Genomic DNA, 17863 nt, shown 5'->3' with positions numbered 1-17863 from the left:
GGTCAGGCGGCGCGGCGCGGGCGTGGGCGGCGGCGGCGCGGGGCGCCGCCGCCCGGCGAGCGGTGAGCCGCGCGCCCGGTGGTACGCGGCTGCGCGGCGGGCCGCGGTGCTTCGGGGGTGACCGGCACGCCGGACGGGGCGCGGGCCCCGGTGATGCGGGCCAGCTCGGCGTCCTCGGGTCCGCGCACCTTGCTGCTGTGCGGGGTGACGCCCGCGTCCCGCATCAGCCGTACCGTGTCGCCGCGCTGGCTGGGCACGACGAGGGTGACGACGCGACCCGAGGCGCCGGCGCGCGCGGTCCGGCCGCCGCGGTGCAGGTAGTCCTTGGGGTCGGTGGGCGGGTCGACGTTGACGACGAGGTCGACGTCGTCGACGTGGATGCCGCGGGCGGCGACGTTGGTGGCCACCAGCACGGTGAGGTCACCCGCCTTGAACGCGTCCAGCGAACGGGTGCGCTGCGCCTGCGACTTGCCGCCGTGCAGGGCCGCCGCGCGGACCCCGCCCGCGAGCAGGTTCTTGGCGAGGCGGTTGGCGGCGTGCTTGGTGCGGAGAAACATGATGACCCGGCCGCGGCGGGCGGCGATCCGCAGCACGAGGGCGGCCTTGTCGCCCTCCGCGATGTGCAGCAGGTGGTGTTCCAGCGTGGTGACGGCCGCCGCGGCCGGGTCGACGGAGTGCAGGACCGGCTCGTCGAGGAACTGGCGCGTCAGCCGTTCCACGTTGCGGTCGAGAGTCGCGGAGAACAGCATGCGCTGACCGTCGCCGGGCACCTGGCGCAGCAGCCGGGTGACCTGCGGCAGGAAGCCCATGTCGGACATCTGGTCCGCCTCGTCGAGCACGGTGATGCGCACCCGGTCGAGCGCGCAGTCCCCGCGTTCGATCAGGTCGTTGAGCCGTCCCGGGGTGGCGACGAGCACGTCGGCACCGTCGCGCAGCGCCCTGGCCTGCCGGCCGATCGCCAGACCGCCGACGACGGTGGCCATCCGCAGGTGCACGGCGCGGGCGTAGGGCCGCAGCGCCTCGGTGACCTGCTGGGCCAGCTCCCGGGTGGGAACGAGGACGAGGGCGAGCGGCCGGCGGGCCTCCGCCTTGCTGCCCGCCGTGTTGGCCAGGAGGGGGAGGCCGAAGGCGAGGGTCTTGCCGGAGCCGGTCCTGCCGCGGCCGAGTATGTCGCGCCCGGCCAGCGCGTCGGGAACGGCGGCGGCCTGGACGGGGAACGGAACGGTGATGCGCTGGTGCGCCAGCTCGGCGCACAGGACCGCCGGAAGGCCGATGGCCTCGAACGACGGCGCGGCGGCGGGGGGCTGGGATGCGGGTGCGGGCGCGGTTGTGGGGGCGGGAGCGCTGCGGTGTGCGGCGGCGGGCCGACGGCGCGAGCGCGCTTGTGCGTGAGCGACCACGGGGGGTGCCTTCCTCGGGGGGACCGGCGGACATTCCGCCGGCCGGTGGTGAGGAACGGTGCACGGTCCCGCGGACTCCGAGCTGTGCTGTCGTTCCCTGCCGGGGCGGCGCGGGCCCAGCTCCGCACCGGGCGGGTGCGGGGCCGGGCACGAGCGCTGCCCGGTGATCAGGCGGGAACGATGTTCTCGGCCTGGGGGCCCTTCTGACCCTGGGTGACGTCGAAGGTCACCCGCTGGCCTTCCTGAAGCTCGCGGAAGCCCTGCGTGGCAATGTTCGAGTAGTGGGCGAAGACATCGGCGCCGCCACCATCCTGCTGGATGAAGCCGAAGCCCTTCTCCGCGTTGAACCACTTCACGGTGCCACTGGCCATGTCGATCTCCTTCGATGGGACGAGAGAAACGGAATCTGCACGGTGCGGACTCCGTGGTTACGGAAATGAGCCCATCCGGAAAAGACCGGTAAAAAATACAAAAGCGCCCGTCGGTCACTACCGCCAGGCGCACATAAGAATTTCATGGGTACCAAAACTGCAACTGCACCCAGCCTAACACACCCCGGGGCACGGATGCCGCGGGGTGTGTCGCGGGGTGTGTCGCGGGCGGCGGCGGGCCGGTCAGCGGGCGTGGGTCCGCAGGTGGAGACCGTGCGGCGCCATCACGATGCGCGGCCGGGGCCGCACCCCGCTGCCCGGCACCGGCCGCAGGTCCCAGCGGCCGGCGAGGGCGGAGACGGCGATGACGGCCTCCTGCACGGCGAAGCGCGCGCCGATACAGATGCGGGCCCCGGCGCCGAACGGCACGTAGCCGGGGTAGGGCACGAGAGCCGAGCGCTCGGTCCAGCGGTCGGGGTCGAACCGTTCCGGCTCGGGGAAGACCGCCGGATCGTGGTGGAGCTGGTAGGGGCTGACGTAGAACTCCGTGCCCGCCGGGAAGCGGTGGCCGCCGAGTTCCAGCTCCCGGGTGGCGCTCCTGGCGATGATCCAGGTCGGCGAGTGGTGACGCAGCGTCTCGGCGAACATCGCCTGGGTGAACGGGAGCCGGGGCACGTCCTCCGCGGTGGCGGTCCTGCCGCCCAGGACGGCGTCCAGCTCCTCGTGCAGACGTCTTCGCAGCGCGGGCTCCTCGGCCACGCGGTGGAAGAACCACGCCAGCACGCTGGCCGTGGTCTCCGTGCCGGCGGCGAGGAAGGTGACCACCTGGTGGCGGAGTTCCTCGTCGGTGAACGGCGCCTCCCCGCTGTCGCCGCCCGCCATCAGCGCGTTCAGCAGCCCGCCGCCGCCGGGGTCGGCGCGGGCCGCCGCCACCGCGTGCGCGCAGGTGGCGTCCGCCGCCGCCACCGCGGCGGCGAAGCGGCGGGCCGAGGGGAGCGGGAGGTTCCGCGCCCACTCGGGCAGCACCATGTGCCGGAACACCTCGCCGTCCAGCAGGCCGTTGAACACGCTGATCATCTCGTCGACGCTGGCGAGGTCGAAGCTGGTCAGCAGGGAGCGGATGGTCACGCGCTGGGTCAGCTCGTTCATCGCGGGGACGAAGTCCACCGTCTCGCCGTCGTGCCAGGACCGCGTCAGCCGTTCGGCCTCCTCGGCCATCACCCGGTCGGCCTCGCCGATCCGCTCCCGCGTGAACGCGGACTGCATCAGCCGGCGCTGCCTGCGGTGCTCGGAGACGGGGCAGGTGAGCAGCCCGTTCCCCAGCACCGCGCGGGCCTGCTCGGCCACCTGGCCGCCCTTGTCGAAGTCCTGGACGTTGGTCAGGACGGAGTGCGCCAGCTTCGGATCGGCGACCAGATAGCCGCGGCGGCCCCGCAGCTTGAGTTCCAGCACGCCCGCGCGTCCGGTGCACTGCCGCAGGAAGCCGAGCGGGTCCCGCCAGAGCCCGGCGGTGTGGCCCAGCACGGGTACGGCGCCGGGCGCCACGGGTACGGTCGAAGGCTCGGACACAGGCATGGTTCCCCCGTACGGTTGGCCGGGCGTACGCGGGGCACCGGCGGCGCCCCGCGGCTCACGGGTCGGTCGGCCATCGCTCAGGAACCCCGCGGTCACCGGGGCTCGCACACCTGAGCGATGAGGCGTCATGCTATGCGGGCACCGTTCGGTCAACCAGGGACGCGTTCAAGGGCGTTGGGGTCCGCCGCGGCCGGCGGCCAGGCCCCGGCGCCCCGGCCGCGCCCGTTCGCGGCGCGGGGTGCGCACGGGCCGGTGACGGCGGCGAACGGCTGGTCGGGGGCCGCTTTTCGCGCCGGAGGCGTACGCCGGAACGCGCGGTGCGGCGGGGGCGCGAGCGGCGTCGCGCGCACCGGCCGGGAGGCGCGGCGGAAGCGGCAGCAGTTGAACGGAACGCCGGTCCGTCAGGTCCGTTAATGATTTGCCCCCGCCGCGGGGACCGGCCTAGGCTCCCGTGCTTCCCCCTCCCACCGGGCCAGCGCCCGGTGGGAGCCGGCCGGACGGCAACCGGCCGGCGAGACCTCTCCGCCGACTCGCACCACCCACCGGAGGCTTCGCCGTGCCCGCCCGTTCCCCGCTGGATACCGAACGTGACCACCTCGCCGCTTCACGTGCCGCGCTGCGCGCCATGCGGGCCGACGCCGAGTCGCTCGACCTGACCGACGTCGCGCCGAACTGGGTCAGCGCCGAGGTGCTGCGCGGCGACATCGCGGTGCGCATCAAGTCCCTGGCCGACCTGGCGCACACCCCGCTCTTCTTCGGGCGGCTCGACTACCTGCATGCGCTCGACGAGGACGACGAGAGCGGCAACCGCTTCTACATCGGGCGCCGCCACGTGCACGACGCGGACGGCGACCCCATGGTCATCGACTGGCGGGCACCGGTGTCGCAGCCGTTCTACCGCGCGACCAAACGGGACCCGCAGGACATCGAGCTGCGGCGCCGGTTCGGCTACGACGGCGGGGAGCTGACCGCCTACGAGGACGAGCACCTGTCCGACCGGGAGGAGGCCGAGAAGAGCAGCGCACTGCTCCAGCGTGAGATCGAACGGCCGCGCGTCGGACCGATGCGGGACATCGTCGCGACCATCCAGCCGGAGCAGGACGAGATCGTCCGCGCTCCGCTGTCCGGGTCCGTCTGCGTGCAGGGCGCGCCCGGCACCGGGAAGACGGCCGTCGGGCTGCACCGGGTGGCGTACCTCCTGTACAGCCACCGGGAACGGCTCGCGCGCAGCGGCACGCTCGTGGTCGGTCCGAACCGGTCGTTCCTGCGCTACATCGAGCAGGTGCTGCCCGCGCTCGGCGAGATGGAGGTGAAGCAGGCCACCGTGGACGAGCTGGTCGCGCACGTGGAGGTGCGCGGCACCGACCCGGCGACGGCGGCGGGCATCAAGGGCGACGCGCGGATGGCCGAGGTGCTGCGGCGGGCCGTGCGGTCCGGGCTGCGGATGCCGTCCGAGCCGGTCGTCGTGGTGCGCGGCTCGCGGCGCTGGCGCGTTCCGGTGTACGAGCTGGAGGAGATCATCCGCGAGTTGCAGTCCCGCGACATGCGGTACGGCTCGGCCCGCGAGGCGCTGCCGCAGCGCATCGCGCACGCGGTGCTGGTGCAGATGGAACGGGCGGGCGAGGCGCCGGACGACCGGGTGCAGAACGCGGTGGCCCGCACCCCCGCGGTCAAGGCGGCCGTGAAGGAGTGCTGGCCGCAGGTCGACCCGGCCAAGCTGGTGCTGCGGCTCCTGTCCGACGCGGACTTCCTCGCCGAGCAGGCCGACGGAATCCTCGACCCCGAGGAGCAGAAGGCCGTGCTGTGGTCGAAGCCGCCGCGCGGCGTGAAGTCGGCGCGCTGGTCCCCGGCCGACGCCGTGCTGATCGACGAGGCGCGGGACCTGGTGGAGCGCACCGGCTCGCTCGGGCACGTCGTGCTGGACGAGGCGCAGGACCTCTCGCCGATGCAGTACCGGGCGGTCGGCCGCCGGTGCAGCACCGGTTCCGTGACGATCCTGGGCGACATCGCGCAGGGCACCACCCCGTGGGCCACGCCGAGCTGGGCGGCGGCGCTCGCGCACCTCGGCAAGCCGGAGGCGGCCGTGGAGGAGCTGACGCAGGGCTTCCGCGTGCCGCGGAAGGTCATCGCGTACGCCTCGCGGCTGCTGCCCGCCATCGCGCCGGAACTGTCCGAGGCCACCTCGATCCGCGACTCCCCCGGCTCGCTCGACGTGCGGAACGTTCCGGCCGGGGAGCTGGCCGGCGCGGTGGCCGCGGCCTGCGCGCAGGCCCTGGAGCACGAGGGCTCGGTCGGCCTGATCGCGGCCGACGCCCGCGTTCCCGTGCTGGCGCGGGCACTGGCCGACGCCGGTCTCGCCCACCTGACGCCCGGCGAGGAGACCTCCGCCGGGGCCCGGCTGACGCTGGTGCCCGCCTCGCTCGCCAAGGGCCTCGAATACGACTACGTGGTGCTGGACGAACCGGCGGCCGTGGTGGACGGCGAGCCGGACGAACGCACCGGCCTGCGCCGCCTGTACGTGGCCCTGACCAGGGCGGTCTCCGGCCTGGCGATCGTGCACGCGGCCGAGCTGCCCGAGCCGCTGCGCGCACCGCTGCGCTCCTGGTGACAATGGCGGCATGGCATCGGAACCGACCGGGCGCGAGCCGCTGCTCGCGCCGCGGGTGCAGGAGGAGCTGCTGGCGCGCTGGGACGAGCCGCACCGGCACTACCACACGACGACACACCTGCGGGACGTGCTGGAACGGCTGACGCCGCTGCGGGAGTACGCGGACGATCCGGCGGCCGTGGTGCTCGCGGCCTGGTTCCACGACGCGGTGTACGACCCGCGGGCGGCGGACAACGAGGAGCAGTCGGCGCGCCTCGCGGAACGGCTGCTGGCCGGCGACCCGCGCGGCGGCGAGGTGGCCAGGCTGGTGCGGCTGACCGCGGACCACGATCCGGCGGACGGCGACGCGAACGGCGCCGCGCTGTGCGACGCCGACCTCGGCGTCCTGGCCGGCGCGCCGGCCGCGTACGCGGCGTACGCCGCGGCCGTACGGCAGGAGTACGGCTTCGTGGCCGACGACGCGTTCCGTGCGGGCCGCGCCGACGTGCTGCGCCGCCTGCTGGCGCTGCCCCGCCTGTTCCGCACCCCGCACGGCCGGGCGCACTGGGAGGCCACGGCCCGATTCAACCTGCACACCGAACTCGACCTGCTGACCACCTGACCAGCTGACCACCTGACCCCTACGGCTTGTGGGCAGCCTCGACGGTGCTCGGTGCCGCGGCGCGCCGCTCGCCGGTCGCGATCACGCGGGCGGGGCGCGTGCCGCGCGACTGGAGCCAGGCGCCGGCCAGCGCCCCGAGCACGAGCAGCGCGCCGAGCCACGCGGTCCAGGCGTAGCCGAGCCCGCCGCTGATGACCAGCCCACCGGCCCAGGGACCCACGGTGTTCCCGGCGTTGAACGAGGAGGTGGCGGTGGCCCCGGCCAGGGTCGGGGCGCCGGACGCGACATCGAAGATGCGGGCGTTCAGGCCGGGCGCGCACAGGAACGCGGCCAGGCCGAGCAGCGCCGACAGCAGGACGACGGCGACCGCGTACTGCGCGGTCATGGCGACCAGCGCGAGCACCACGACGGCCGCGGTGAGCCCGCTGTAGAGCGTGCCGAACATGTGCGCGTCGGCGAGCCGGCCGCCGAGCGCCGTTCCGATGAGCGCGCCGACGCCGTAGAGCACCAGCACCACGGGCACCCAGCCCTCGCCGAGGCCGGTGACGTCGGTCAGGAGCGGCGCGAGGTAGGAGAAGAAGCAGAACGTGCCGGCCGCGAACAGCGCGGTCGTGGCCATCGCGAGCCACACCTGCGGGTTGCGGTAGACGCGCAGCTCGGTGCGCAGGGCGGGCCGTTCGGACGCGTCGTCCCTGGGCGAGGTGCGGGGCACGAAGAGCAGGACGCCGACCAGGCCGACGGCGGTCATCAGCGCCACCGCCCAGAACGCGGACCGCCAGCCGAGGCTCTGCCCCAGCGCCGCGCCGCCTGGCACGCCCGCGATGTTCGCGATGCTCAGCCCGCCGATCATCACCGCCATGGTGCGCGCGCGGGCGTGCGCAGGCACCAGGGAGATTGCGACGGCGGCGCCCACGGCCCAGAATCCGGCGCACGCCAGCGCGCTCACCACCCGGCAGACGAAGAGCACCGCGTATCCGGGCGCGAGCGCCCCCACCACGTGCCCCAGGGCGAAGACGGCGAGCAGCCCGACGAGCGTCGTGCGCCGCGGCAGCCGCTGCGTCGCGGCGGCCAGCACCGGGGCGCCGACGACCATGCCGATGGCGAAGGCCGATATCAGCAGCCCCGCGGTGGGTATGGAGACGTCCAGATCGTCGGCGACCTCGGGCAGCAGCCCCGACAGCATGAATTCGGAGGTCCCGAGCGCGAAGATCGCCGCGCCGATCACGTACACGGCGAGGGGCAGGCGGGCGGGCGGTGCGGTCGACCCGGTCGGGGTCGTGGGGTGAGCGGACACGCGTCGGACAACGGACGCGGCGCCCGGCCTCATTCCCGGTCACCCGGCTCGCACAGGTGCCGGTGGGCCAGCGTCCAAGCGACCCGGTCGTCCAGTTCCCGCAGGTGCCCCTCCGCCGCCCACGTGGCCTGCGGCTCGTGGCCGGCCGCCGCGAGGCGCCGCACCACCTCGGTCGTCTCCCGCTGGGCGCGCGCGACCGCGTCCACCATGCCGTCGGCCGAGGGCAGGCCGTAGGCGGCGCAGAAGTGCGCGATGCGGCGGGGCCTGTCGGGCGGGCCCGGGTGGGCCAGCCACCGCACGGCCTCGGCGTCGTCGCGGAACGGGGCGGCGTACTCCAAGGCGTACGCCACGTCATGGCGCGCCGGCGCGGGGCGGGCGTGGTCCCAGTCGATGAGACCGACGGGACGCCCTTCCCGCCACACCACGTTCCAGGGACCGAAGTCGCCGTGGCAGACGATCTCACCGGCCGCGCGGGGCCGCGGCCCCGCGGACCACACCGCGCCGGGCGGCGGTGTGAAATCCGCCACCGCCTCGTGGTACTCGCGCAGCAGCCGGGCGAACGCGGCCAGGCCCGCGTCGTCGACGATCCTCGCCCACCCGGCCGGTCCCGCCTCGCCCTCGATATGGGTGAGGACCTCGCGGCCCCGCTCGTCGAAACCGAGCGGCCGCGGGGCGTACGGGAAGCCGGCCGCGGCCAGGTGGGCCAGCAGCGCGTGCACGGCCGGCGTCCACGGCGCGGCGGGTCTGCGGACGGTGTCCCCGACCCGCACGACCCGCCGGTGCGGATCGTTTTGCAGTATCCCGTCCCTGCCGTCGCCCTCGCCGTCGTCCGTCGTCCCGGTCATCCGCGCATGCTGGCAGCCGCTGTCTCCGGCCGCCAACCGGTTATCGGCTCGCCGGAACGATGCGGTAGTCGCGGCGGAAGACGAGGTTGTGCAGGTCGGCCGCGACGATGGCGCGCAGGGTCGGGAGCTCGGCGGCGGCCTGCTCCGCGGTGAACACGTTGAGCGGCCACTCGCCGACCGTGACGCCCCGCAGGTGCGGGTGGTGGAACGCGGTGCCGTAGTGCGCGAGCAGCGCGAGCGGCGGCACATCGGCCTCGCGCTGCTCTGGCCAGGTGAGCGTCCAGCGCGCCTCGACGCCGTCCGGGGTCTGCCGCACGCCGGTCGCGACGAGGTCGCCGGTGCCGAGCAGCAGGTGGGCGTCGATCTCGCCGAGTGCCTGCCGCGCGGGCGGATCGAGCAGCGCGGCGGCCTCGGCGAACAGTTCCTCCTTCGCCTCCCGCGTCGTCGCCGCGCCGCCGTGCGTTCCCTCCCGGAGGTCGGCGAAATGGCGCAGCAGGGCGGCGGCATGGTGCGGGGGCAGCGGCGAGGCGGGCGGGGGTGCAGTCATGCCCCCAGCATGCCGCGCCCACCCGCCGGGCCCGGGCCACCGACACCCGGCCGCCGGGAAGCGCGCCCGGGTCCGGGCGTCAGCCGTGTTTGCGGCGGCGGAGACCGGCTTCGTGGAGGCGGCGGACCAGCTCCTTGCTGCCGACTTCCACCGCGCCGAGCGCCACCGCCGCTCGGTACCGCTCCGCCGGTACGTCGTAGTGGTCACGTTCGAACGCACGGGGCGGCGAGCCGAGCCGTGCGGCGAAGGCGTGCAGTTCGGCGAAGGACTCGTCGCTGACCAGGTGCGACCACATCCGGCCGTGTCCCGGCCAGCTGGGCGGATCGATGAAAACGGTCACTGCCGCGCCCCCGCGAGGGAGCCCACCGCCGCCACCGGCCGGCCGGTCACCCCGCACACCCAGTGCGGGTGCTCGCCCAGCTCCGGCTCCACGTCCAGCGCGTGCGGCTCCAGCTCCACGCACAGCGGGCACAGCGGCCACCGGCCGTGCCGCTCAAGCAACTCGTCCTGAATGTCCTGTGCCAGCAGCCCGGTGACGAAAACTGCCCCCGCCGGCCACTGGTCGCACCACCAGCGGCGGTGGGAAACTGCCTTCTCCAGCATGGAAACTTCCGCCGGCCCGGCTACCCCGTCCGCCGCCAGATCGGCCAGCACCAGGGCCCTGCCCCGGTGCAGGGCCTCCTCCGAAGTCGGCTGTTCCATACCGACCATTGCACCAGAGTCCCGGCCATTTTCCGACCCGTCCCGTGACCCGGAGGGCTTGACGGACCATCTCCGCCGAAAATACGTTTCGTCTGTGAGGAACGCGATGAAGGAAAATTTCGCCCGCCGGGCCGGAAGACCCCGCCCCGTCGCCGTCGCTCCCCGCCCCGCACCCCCGGAGCCGGGGGCGCTCGCCGCCAAGGTGCGGACCATGGCACCCTCCATGACCCGTTCCATGCAGCGCGTCGCGGAAACCGTCGCCGGGGACCCGGCCGGCTGCGCCGCGCTCACCGTGACCGGCCTCGCCGAGCGCACCGGCACCAGTGAGGCCACCGTCGTCCGCACCGCGCGCCTGCTCGGCTACCCCGGGTACCGCGACCTGCGGCTCGCCCTGGCCGGGCTCGCCGCGCAGCAGGCATCGGGGGCCGCGCCCGCCGTCACGGCGGACATCTCCGTGGACGACCCGATGAGCGAGGTGGTCGCCAAGCTCACGGCGGACGAGCGGCAGACCCTCACCGACACCGCGGGGGCCCTCGACCTGGCCCAGCTCGAGGCGTCCGTCGGCGCCCTGGCCTCGGCCCGCCGCATCGACGTGTACGGCATCGGCGCGTCCTCCCTCGTCGCGCAGGACCTGGCCCAGAAACTGCTGCGCATCGGCCTGGTCGCGCACGCCCACGCCGACCCGCACCTCGCGGTCACCAACGCCGTGCAGCTGCGCACCGGCGACGTCGCCATCGCCATCACCCACTCCGGCAGGACCGTGGATGTGATCGAGCCGCTCCAGGCCGCGTTCGACCACGGGGCGACGACGATAGCCGTCACGGGCCGCCCGGACGGGGAGGTCACCCAGTACGCGGACCACGTGCTGACCACCTCCACCGCGCGGGAGAGCGAGCTGCGCCCGGCCGCCATGTCCAGCAGGACCAGCCAGCTGCTCGTCGTCGACTGCCTGTTCATCGGCGTGGCACAGCGCACGTACGAGTCGGCGGCGCCCGCGCTGCACGCCAGTTACGAGGCGCTGGCCCACCGCCATTCGCCACGCGATCGCTGATACCACCAGACCGGAGAGAGCCGCTCCCGATGGCCACCGAGTTCGATGCGCTGACGACCGAGGCGTACCGCCCCGAGCTTGCCGAGATCGACCAACGCCCCACGCTGGAGATCGCCCGCCTCATGAACGCCGAGGACGCGGGCGTCCCCGGCGCCGTGGCCGCCGAGCTGCCGCGCATCGCCGCCGCCATCGACGCGGCGGCGGCGCGCATGGCGCGCGGCGGGCGGCTGCTTTACCTGGGCGCCGGGACCGCGGGGCGGCTCGGCGTGCTGGACGCGAGCGAGTGCCCGCCCACGTTCAACACCGGGCCGAACGAGGTGATCGGCCTCATCGCCGGCGGCCCCGACGCGCTGGTGTCGGCCGTGGAGGGCGCCGAGGACAGCAAACAGCTGGCCGCGGCCGACCTCGACGGGCGGCACGTCACCGCCGACGACGTGGTCGTCGGCATCTCGGCCTCCGGCCGCACCCCGTACGCGGTCGGCGCCGTCGAGCACGCCCGCGCCAGGGGCGCGCTCACCATCGGGGTGTCCTGCAACGCGGGCTCGCCGCTCGCGGCGGCGGCCGAGCACGGCATCGAGGTCGTCGTGGGCCCGGAGCTGATCACCGGCTCCACGCGGCTGAAGGCGGGCACGGCGCAGAAGCTGGTGCTCAACATGATCTCGACCATCAGCATGATCCGGCTCGGCAAGACCTACGGGAACCTGATGGTCGACGTCCGGGCCTCCAACGACAAGCTCCGCGCCAGGTCGCGGCGCATCGTCCACCTCGCCACCGGCGCGCCCGCCGAGGTCATCGAGACCGCGCTGACGGCGACCGGCGGCGAGGTGAAGCACGCGATCCTCACGATCCTCGGCGGCGTGGACGCGCCGACGGCCGGCCGGCTGCTGAGCCAGTCGCACGGCCACCTGCGCGCGGCCCTGACGGCGGCCCGCGGATGACGGCCGCGGCCACGGTCACGCCGTTCCTCGAAGCGGCCGGGATACCGGCCGCCGAGCTGGCCGGGTGCGAGCCGCTGACCGGCGGCACGTACAACACGCTGCTGCGCGTCCGGCTGCGGGCGGGCACCCGCCTGGTGCTCAAGCTGCCGCCGCCCTCCGAGGTGCCCGCCCTCGCCTACGAACGGGACCTGCTGCGCGGCGAGGTCACGTTCTACCGCGCGGCGGCGGGCGTCGGCGTGCCGGTGCCCGAAGTGGTGGCCGCGGGCGACGACTTCGTGCTGATGACGGAGTGCGCGGGCACCGGTTGGCACGAGGCGCCGCCGCCCGCGGCGGACCGCGACCGGCTGCGCCGGGCACTGGGCGAGCTGGCCGGGCGCCTGCACACGGTGACGGGCCCGCGGTTCGGCTACCCGAGCGGGGCGATCCCGGCCGCGGACGGATGGCGCGGCACGTTCCTGGCGATGCTGTCGGCCCTGCTGGACGACGCCGAACGGTACGCCGTCCCCCTGCCCGTGCCGGCCGGACGGATACGCGCGCTGGCTTCGGCCGCGGCGCCCGCGCTTGATGAGGTCACGGTCCCCGTGCTGGTGCACTTCGACCTGTGGGATGGCAACGTGCTGATCGACGGCGGGGAGATCAGCGCGCTGATCGACGGCGAACGCATGATGTGGGGCGACCCCCTGGCCGAGCTGACCTCGCTGAACCTGCTGGGCGGGCCCGAGGACGACGCGGCCCTGCTCGCCGGCTACGCGGCGGGCGGCGGCAGGACCGCGTTCGACGAGGCGGCGCACCTGCGCATGGCGCTCTACCGCTGCTACCTGTACCTGATCATGCTGATCGAAGCGGCCCCCCGCGGCTACGGCGCCGACCGGCACGCGATGCTCGACGCCCGGGTGAAACCGGCCCTGCACACCGCCCTGGCCCGCCTCGCCCCCTGATTCCGCGCCGGGTCCCGGCGGTCCGGGTCCCGGGGTCAGGCCCGTCGGAGGGCGCGGTGGACCGTTGCCGTCGTGGCGCCGTAGACCAGGTGCGGAACCACGTCGGAGACCCAGTCCCGCGCGCGCCACGTGCCCGGCTTCGTCACGCCGAGCGCGGTGGCGGGCACATCGCTGCCCGCCATGGCCGCCGCGCCGAGCGCCGGTCCCGACAGCCAGCCGGGAAGCCGGCCGCCGGCCGAGCGGAACAGCGCGTAGGCCGCGCCCACGCCGAGGCCCGTCACATACCCGAGAAGGGCTCCCGCAGCCTGCTCGCGCGCCGGCGCATGCTCCTCGTCGCCCGGGTTCACCCCGGTCCGCACGGCCAGTTCATCGGCGACCTGGTCCGGCGTGCTGCTCGCGGGCCGCCCGCGGATCAGCATGTCGCCGTACGTCGCGACGTTCAGCGCGACCGTGCCGGCCGTCCCGGCCAGCAGCCCCTTGGTGAGTGCATGCATCGGTGCTCCTCCCGCGTCCATCCGCCCGCGTTCCGCGTTCCGCTTCCGCTCCCCGGAGTACCCGCGACGGACCGTGCCACGCGCACGCACGGCGAAGGGCGGCGCCCCGGAGGGAGCCGCCCTGTGCGCCGTGCGTGGTGCGCCCGGCAGTGGCTTCTGAGCACTCGGCTCAGAAGTCCATGCCACCGCCCATACCACCGGCCGCGTCGCCGGCGCCGGCGGAAGCCTTCTCCGGCTTGTCGGCGATGACGGCCTCGGTGGTGAGGAACAGCGCCGCGATGGACGCCGCGTTCTGCAGGGCGGAGCGGGTGACCTTGGTCGGGTCGGGGATGCCCGCGGCCAGCAGGTCGACGTACTCGCCGGTCGCCGCGTTCAGCCCGTGGCCCTGGGGAAGGTTGCGCACCTTCTCCACCACGACACCGCCCTCGAGGCCGGCGTTCACCGCGATCTGCTTCAGCGGGGCCTCAAGGGCGAGACGGACCGCGGCAGCGCCGGTGGCCTCGTCACCCTCCAGGTCCAGCTTCTCCAGCGCCGAGCCGGCCTGGAGCAGGGCCACGCCACCACCGGCGACGATGCCCTCCTCGACGGCGGCCTTGGCGTTGCGCACCGCGTCCTCGATGCGGTGCTTGCGCTCCTTCAGCTCCACCTCGGTGGCGGCACCGGCCTTGATGACGGCCACGCCGCCGGCCAGCTTCGCCAGGCGCTCCTGGAGCTTCTCGCGGTCGTAGTCCGAGTCCGAGGCGTCGATCTCGGCACGGATCTGGTTGACCCGGCCCTGGACCTGGTCGCTGTCGCCCGCACCGTCGACGATGGTCGTCTCGTCCTTGGTGATGACGACCTTGCGGGCGCGGCCCAGCAGGTCGAGGGTCGCGTTCTCCAGCTTGAGGCCGACCTCCTCGGAGATGACCTGGCCGCCGGTGAGGATCGCGATGTCGCCCAGCATGGCCTTGCGGCGGTCCCCGAAGCCCGGAGCCTTGACGGCGACGGACTTGAAGGTGCCGCGGATCTTGTTGACGACGAGGGTGGACAGCGCCTCGCCCTCCACGTCCTCGGCGATGATCAGCAGCGGCTTGCCGGACTGCATGACCTTCTCCAGCAGCGGAAGGAGGTCCTTCACGTTGCTGATCTTGGAGTTGACGATGAGGACGTAGGGGTCCTCGAGCTCCGCCTCCATGCGCTCCATGTCGGTGGCGAAGTAGGCGGAGATGTAGCCCTTGTCGAAGCGCATGCCCTCGGTCAGCTCGAGCTCGAGCCCGAAGGTCTGCGACTCCTCGACGGTGATGACGCCTTCCTTGCCGACCTTGTCCATGGCCTCGGCGATCAGCTCGCCGATCTGGGTGTCCCCGGCCGAGATGGAGGCGGTGGAGGCGATCTGCTCCTTGGTCTCGACCTCCTTGGCCTGGTTCAGCAGGGCCTCGGAGACCTTCTCGACGGCCGCCTCGATGCCCCGCTTCAGGGCCATCGGGTTGGCGCCGGCGGCCACGTTGCGCAGCCCCTCGCGCACGAGCGCCTGGGCCAGCACGGTCGCCGTGGTCGTGCCGTCACCGGCCACGTCGTCCGTCTTCTTGGCTACTTCCTTGACGAGCTCGGCGCCGATCTTCTCGTAGGAGTCCTCGAGCTCGATCTCCTTGGCGATCGACACACCGTCGTTGGTGATCGTGGGGGCGCCCCACTTCTTCTCCAGCACGACGTTCCGGCCCTTGGGGCCGAGCGTGACCTTGACGGCGTCGGCGAGCTGGTTCATCCCGCGCTCAAGGCCGCGCCGCGCCTCCTCGTTGAACGCGATGATCTTGGCCATGTGAAGTGGTCCTCCCAGGACTGGGGTGGATTGCTCCGGACCGCGCTGGCGCCCGCGACGGACGGCCTCGGGACCGGCGGCTCCTTGCGCCGCCCGACCCGTGGACCTCACCGAACCGGTCCTTGCTTGTCACTCTCACCTTCAGAGTGCTAACGCCATGATTAGCACTCTGGCCATGAGAGTGCAAGCAGACAGGGGAGCGAACCAGGTCAGCGCCGCGCCGGTGGTGGCGCGCCACAGAGGCGCACAGGAGCCGCGCGGAGCGCCGGGGCGGGAATGGGGCGCGCACCGCCCGATACGGGCGTGAGACGGGCGCAGAGCGCCGCGGAAGCGGACACGGAGACGGTCACGGACCGGGCGGGGGAACGGGCACGCGGAACGCGCGGCGGGCGTGAGACGGGTGGGCGGGCGGAGCGTGAAGCGGGCACGAGTAAGGGCCCGCACCCGGATCGGGTGCGGGCCCTTGCGCTAGGCCGCGGTACGGTCGGCTGTTCAGGCGGACACTCGGACCATGTCGGCCTGTGGACCTTTCTGTCCCTGCGAGATCTCGAACTCGACCCGCTGTCCCTCTTCCAGAGTGCGGTAGCCGTCCATTTGGATCGCGCTGTAGTGGACGAACACGTCCGCACCACCGTCTACCGCGATGAAGCCGTAGCCCTTCTCCGCGTTGAACCACTTGACGGTGCCCTGAGCCATTCCTAACTCCCCATTTTGCCGGCCCTTTCACGAGACCGCACTTCACGGACCCGGGTCAGACCTCTCAGACCCCACCCCCGGGCGGTCGGGGGGTGTGCGCCGGAACGCGTCGACCGCCGCTGAATGTATCTGGACGGACGCCCAGTGCAACAGGCCATTGGGCAGAGATTTCTCGGCAACCCAGAACGGGCAAATACCGCATACCGCTTGAAAGTTGAACGTTTCATCCGGCGCCAAAAGTGCCAACCCGACAATTGGTGCACCGATTTTTCGCACATTGTTTGCGCGAAGTGTCGTGAATTCACATGCGAGTGGCATGGACGACCGGGGGGACACCGCCACTTTAGCGTCCAGGAACACACGCGACCGCCCCGAACCCGTAGGGCGCGGGGCGGTCGCGGCGGACGGAGCTCGGAGGTGCGCCGTCAGCCGCCGGCGACGGCCGGAATGATCGAGATACCCGCGCCGTCGGGCGTCGCCGTGCCCAGGCCATCGGCGAAACGGACGTCGTCGTCGTTCACGTAGACGTTCACGAAACGGCGCAGCTTTCCGTCGTCGTCGAGCACCCGGGCGGCTATGCCCTGATGGTTGCGCTCAAGGTCGTCCAGGACCTCTTGGAGCGTTCCGCCCTCGGCGGCGACCTCGGCCTGACCGCCGGTGTACGTGCGCAGGATGGTCGGGATTCGGACAGTAACGCTCATGATGCGAGGCCAGCCTCTCGGAACGAGTCCAGGTTGGGACGGATGATCGCGGACGGACCGGTGGTCGGCGCCACCGCGTCCAAGGTCTTCAGGCCGTCGCCCGTGTTCAGGACGACCGTCGTCAGCGACGGGTCGAGGACGCCCGCCTCGATCAGCTTCCCGGTCACGCCCACGGTGACCCCGCCCGCGGTCTCGGCGAAGATCCCTTCCGTGCGGGCCAGCAGCTTGATCGCGTCGACGACCTGCTCGTCGGAGACGTCCTCCACCGCCCCGCCGGTGCGCCGCGCGATGTCCAGCACATACGGGCCGTCCGCCGGGTTTCCGATGGCCAGCGATTTGGCGATCGTGTCCGGGCGCACCGGCCTGACCACGTCGTGGCCCGCCTTGTACGCCTGCGAGACCGGCGAGCAGCCGGTGGCCTGGGCGCCGAAGATCCGGTAGGGCCGGTCCTCGACCAGGCCGGTCGCGATCAGCTCCTTCAGACCCTTGTCGATCTTGGTGAGCTGGGAGCCGGAGGCGATCGGGACGACCAGCTGGTCCGGCAGCCGCCAGCCGAGCTGCTCGCAGATCTCATAGGCCAGGGTCTTGGAGCCCTCCGCGTAGTACGGGCGGAGGTTCACGTTCACAAATCCCCAGCCCTCGCCCGCCGGGTCGCCGATCAGCTCGCTACAGAAACGGTTCACGTCGTCGTAGGTGCCCTCGATGCCGACGACGTCGCCGCCGTAGACGGAGGCCATGACGATTTTGCCCTGCTCCAGGTCGTGCGGGATGAAGACGCAGGAACGCAGCCCGGCGCGCGCGGCGGCGGCGCCGACGGCACCGGCCAGATTGCCGGTGGAGGAGCAGGAGAGCGTGGTGAAGCCGAAGGCGCGCGCGGCCTCGACGGCGTTCGCGACGACCCGGTCCTTGAACGAGTGGGTCGGGTTGCCCGAGTCGTCCTTCACGTACAGGCCGCCGGTGACGCCCAGCTCGGCCGCGAGCCGGTCGGCCCTGACCAGCGGGGTCCAGCCCGGATTCAGATTCGGCTTGTCCGCCACGTCGGCGGGCACGGGGAGCAGCGGGGCGTAACGCCAGATACTCGCGGGCCCCGAGGCGATCCGGCGGCGCAGCCCTTCGGCGTCGCCGAGCGGCAGATCGTAGGCGATCTCCAGGGGACCGAAACAGGATGCACAAGCGAACGCCGGGGTGAGCGGGAAACGCTCTCCGCACTCCCGGCAGGAGAGCGCGGCGGCGGGGCCGAGATCGGCGGTCGTGGTGACGTGGTGCGCGGAGCCGGTTGCAGTCGGCACAGACATGGGTACGAG

General features: G+C 73.2%; 18 protein-coding genes. 5 read left to right on the top strand and 13 right to left on the bottom strand.

The window, feature by feature from the left end; translation table 11 throughout:
* Positions 1–2: 2 nt before the first annotated feature.
* The 3 genes from STBA_RS21275 to STBA_RS21265 form a co-directional block, all read right to left on the bottom strand.
* Positions 3–1274: a DEAD/DEAH box helicase gene (locus STBA_RS21275; protein WP_253195255.1), complete on the bottom strand. Its 1272-nt coding sequence runs from the start codon at positions 1272–1274 to the stop codon at positions 3–5.
* A 293-nt stretch (positions 1275–1567) separates the two neighbouring features.
* The gene (locus STBA_RS21270) at positions 1568–1771 is read right to left on the bottom strand and encodes a cold-shock protein (RefSeq protein ID WP_077060780.1); all 204 of its coding nucleotides are present in this window, start codon (positions 1769–1771) and stop codon (positions 1568–1570) included.
* A 243-nt stretch (positions 1772–2014) separates the two neighbouring features.
* Positions 2015–3340 (bottom strand): cytochrome P450, encoded by a 1326-nt coding sequence (locus tag STBA_RS21265; protein WP_171987751.1) that lies wholly within the window; start codon positions 3338–3340, stop codon positions 2015–2017.
* 562 nt (positions 3341–3902) lie between these two features.
* Here STBA_RS21265 and STBA_RS21260 point away from each other — a divergent pair.
* On the top strand, positions 3903–5954 hold the full coding sequence (locus tag STBA_RS21260; RefSeq protein WP_077060778.1) for an ATP-binding domain-containing protein: 2052 nt from the start codon (positions 3903–3905) through the stop codon (positions 5952–5954).
* 10 nt (positions 5955–5964) lie between these two features.
* Positions 5965–6555 (top strand): metal-dependent phosphohydrolase, encoded by a 591-nt coding sequence (locus STBA_RS21255; protein ID WP_077060777.1) that lies wholly within the window; start codon positions 5965–5967, stop codon positions 6553–6555.
* 19 nt (positions 6556–6574) lie between these two features.
* Here STBA_RS21255 and STBA_RS21250 read toward each other — a convergent pair whose 3' ends face one another.
* The 5 genes from STBA_RS21250 to STBA_RS21230 all read right to left on the bottom strand — a co-directional run bounded on the left by STBA_RS21250 (position 6575) and on the right by STBA_RS21230 (position 9952).
* Positions 6575–7849: a Cmx/CmrA family chloramphenicol efflux MFS transporter gene (locus STBA_RS21250; protein ID WP_290443902.1), complete on the bottom strand. Its 1275-nt coding sequence runs from the start codon at positions 7847–7849 to the stop codon at positions 6575–6577.
* 29 nt (positions 7850–7878) lie between these two features.
* Entirely contained in the window at positions 7879–8694 is an 816-nt protein-coding gene (locus STBA_RS21245; RefSeq protein WP_077060776.1) for an aminoglycoside phosphotransferase family protein, read from the bottom strand.
* 40 nt (positions 8695–8734) lie between these two features.
* Entirely contained in the window at positions 8735–9241 is a 507-nt protein-coding gene (locus STBA_RS21240) for a hypothetical protein (protein WP_077060775.1), read from the bottom strand.
* 79 nt (positions 9242–9320) lie between these two features.
* Positions 9321–9581 (bottom strand): DUF4031 domain-containing protein, encoded by a 261-nt coding sequence (locus STBA_RS21235; protein WP_077060774.1) that lies wholly within the window; start codon positions 9579–9581, stop codon positions 9321–9323.
* Entirely contained in the window at positions 9578–9952 is a 375-nt protein-coding gene (locus STBA_RS21230) for a hypothetical protein (RefSeq protein WP_077060773.1), read from the bottom strand. Before STBA_RS21230 ends, STBA_RS21235 begins: the two co-directional genes overlap by 4 nt.
* Positions 9953–10154: 202 nt before the next feature.
* Here STBA_RS21230 and STBA_RS21225 point away from each other — a divergent pair, with 202 nt between their 5' ends.
* Genes STBA_RS21225 through STBA_RS21215 form a run of 3 tightly spaced genes read left to right on the top strand, consistent with a single transcriptional unit; the run spans position 10155 to position 12870 of the window.
* A complete protein-coding gene (locus tag STBA_RS21225) occupies positions 10155–10994 on the top strand; it encodes a MurR/RpiR family transcriptional regulator (RefSeq protein WP_253194884.1) in 840 nt (279 codons plus the stop codon).
* A gap of 29 nt (positions 10995–11023) precedes the next feature.
* Entirely contained in the window at positions 11024–11932 is a 909-nt protein-coding gene (gene murQ / locus STBA_RS21220) for an N-acetylmuramic acid 6-phosphate etherase (RefSeq protein WP_077060772.1), read from the top strand.
* Entirely contained in the window at positions 11929–12870 is a 942-nt protein-coding gene (locus STBA_RS21215; RefSeq protein ID WP_077060771.1) for an aminoglycoside phosphotransferase family protein, read from the top strand. Before murQ ends, STBA_RS21215 begins: the two co-directional genes overlap by 4 nt.
* Positions 12871–12905: 35 nt before the next feature.
* Here STBA_RS21215 and STBA_RS21210 read toward each other — a convergent pair whose 3' ends face one another.
* The 5 genes from STBA_RS21210 to thrC form a co-directional block, all read right to left on the bottom strand.
* Positions 12906–13364: a hypothetical protein gene (locus STBA_RS21210; protein ID WP_077060770.1), complete on the bottom strand. Its 459-nt coding sequence runs from the start codon at positions 13362–13364 to the stop codon at positions 12906–12908.
* Positions 13365–13533: 169 nt separating this feature from the next.
* Positions 13534–15162 (bottom strand): chaperonin GroEL, encoded by a 1629-nt coding sequence (gene groL / locus STBA_RS21205; protein WP_077060769.1) that lies wholly within the window; start codon positions 15160–15162, stop codon positions 13534–13536.
* Between the two features lie 492 nt (positions 15163–15654).
* Positions 15655–15858, bottom strand: coding sequence for a cold-shock protein (locus STBA_RS21200; RefSeq protein WP_010035953.1), 204 nt, complete (start codon positions 15856–15858; stop codon positions 15655–15657).
* Between the two features lie 425 nt (positions 15859–16283).
* Positions 16284–16559 carry a MoaD/ThiS family protein gene (locus STBA_RS21195; protein ID WP_077060768.1) on the bottom strand — a complete coding sequence of 92 codons (276 nt, stop codon included), beginning with the start codon at positions 16557–16559 and terminating at the stop codon, positions 16284–16286.
* A complete protein-coding gene (thrC, locus tag STBA_RS21190; RefSeq protein ID WP_077060767.1) occupies positions 16556–17854 on the bottom strand; it encodes a threonine synthase in 1299 nt (432 codons plus the stop codon). Before thrC ends, STBA_RS21195 begins: the two co-directional genes overlap by 4 nt.
* Between the last annotated feature and the right edge of the window lie 9 nt (positions 17855–17863).

Source organism: Streptomyces sp. MP131-18 (genome assembly GCF_001984575.1).
In the GTDB taxonomy this organism is placed as follows: domain Bacteria; phylum Actinomycetota; class Actinomycetes; order Streptomycetales; family Streptomycetaceae; genus Streptomyces; species Streptomyces johnsoniae.
The sequence above is the reverse complement of the archived record's forward strand: the minus strand, read 5'-3'. Positions and strand labels throughout refer to the sequence as shown.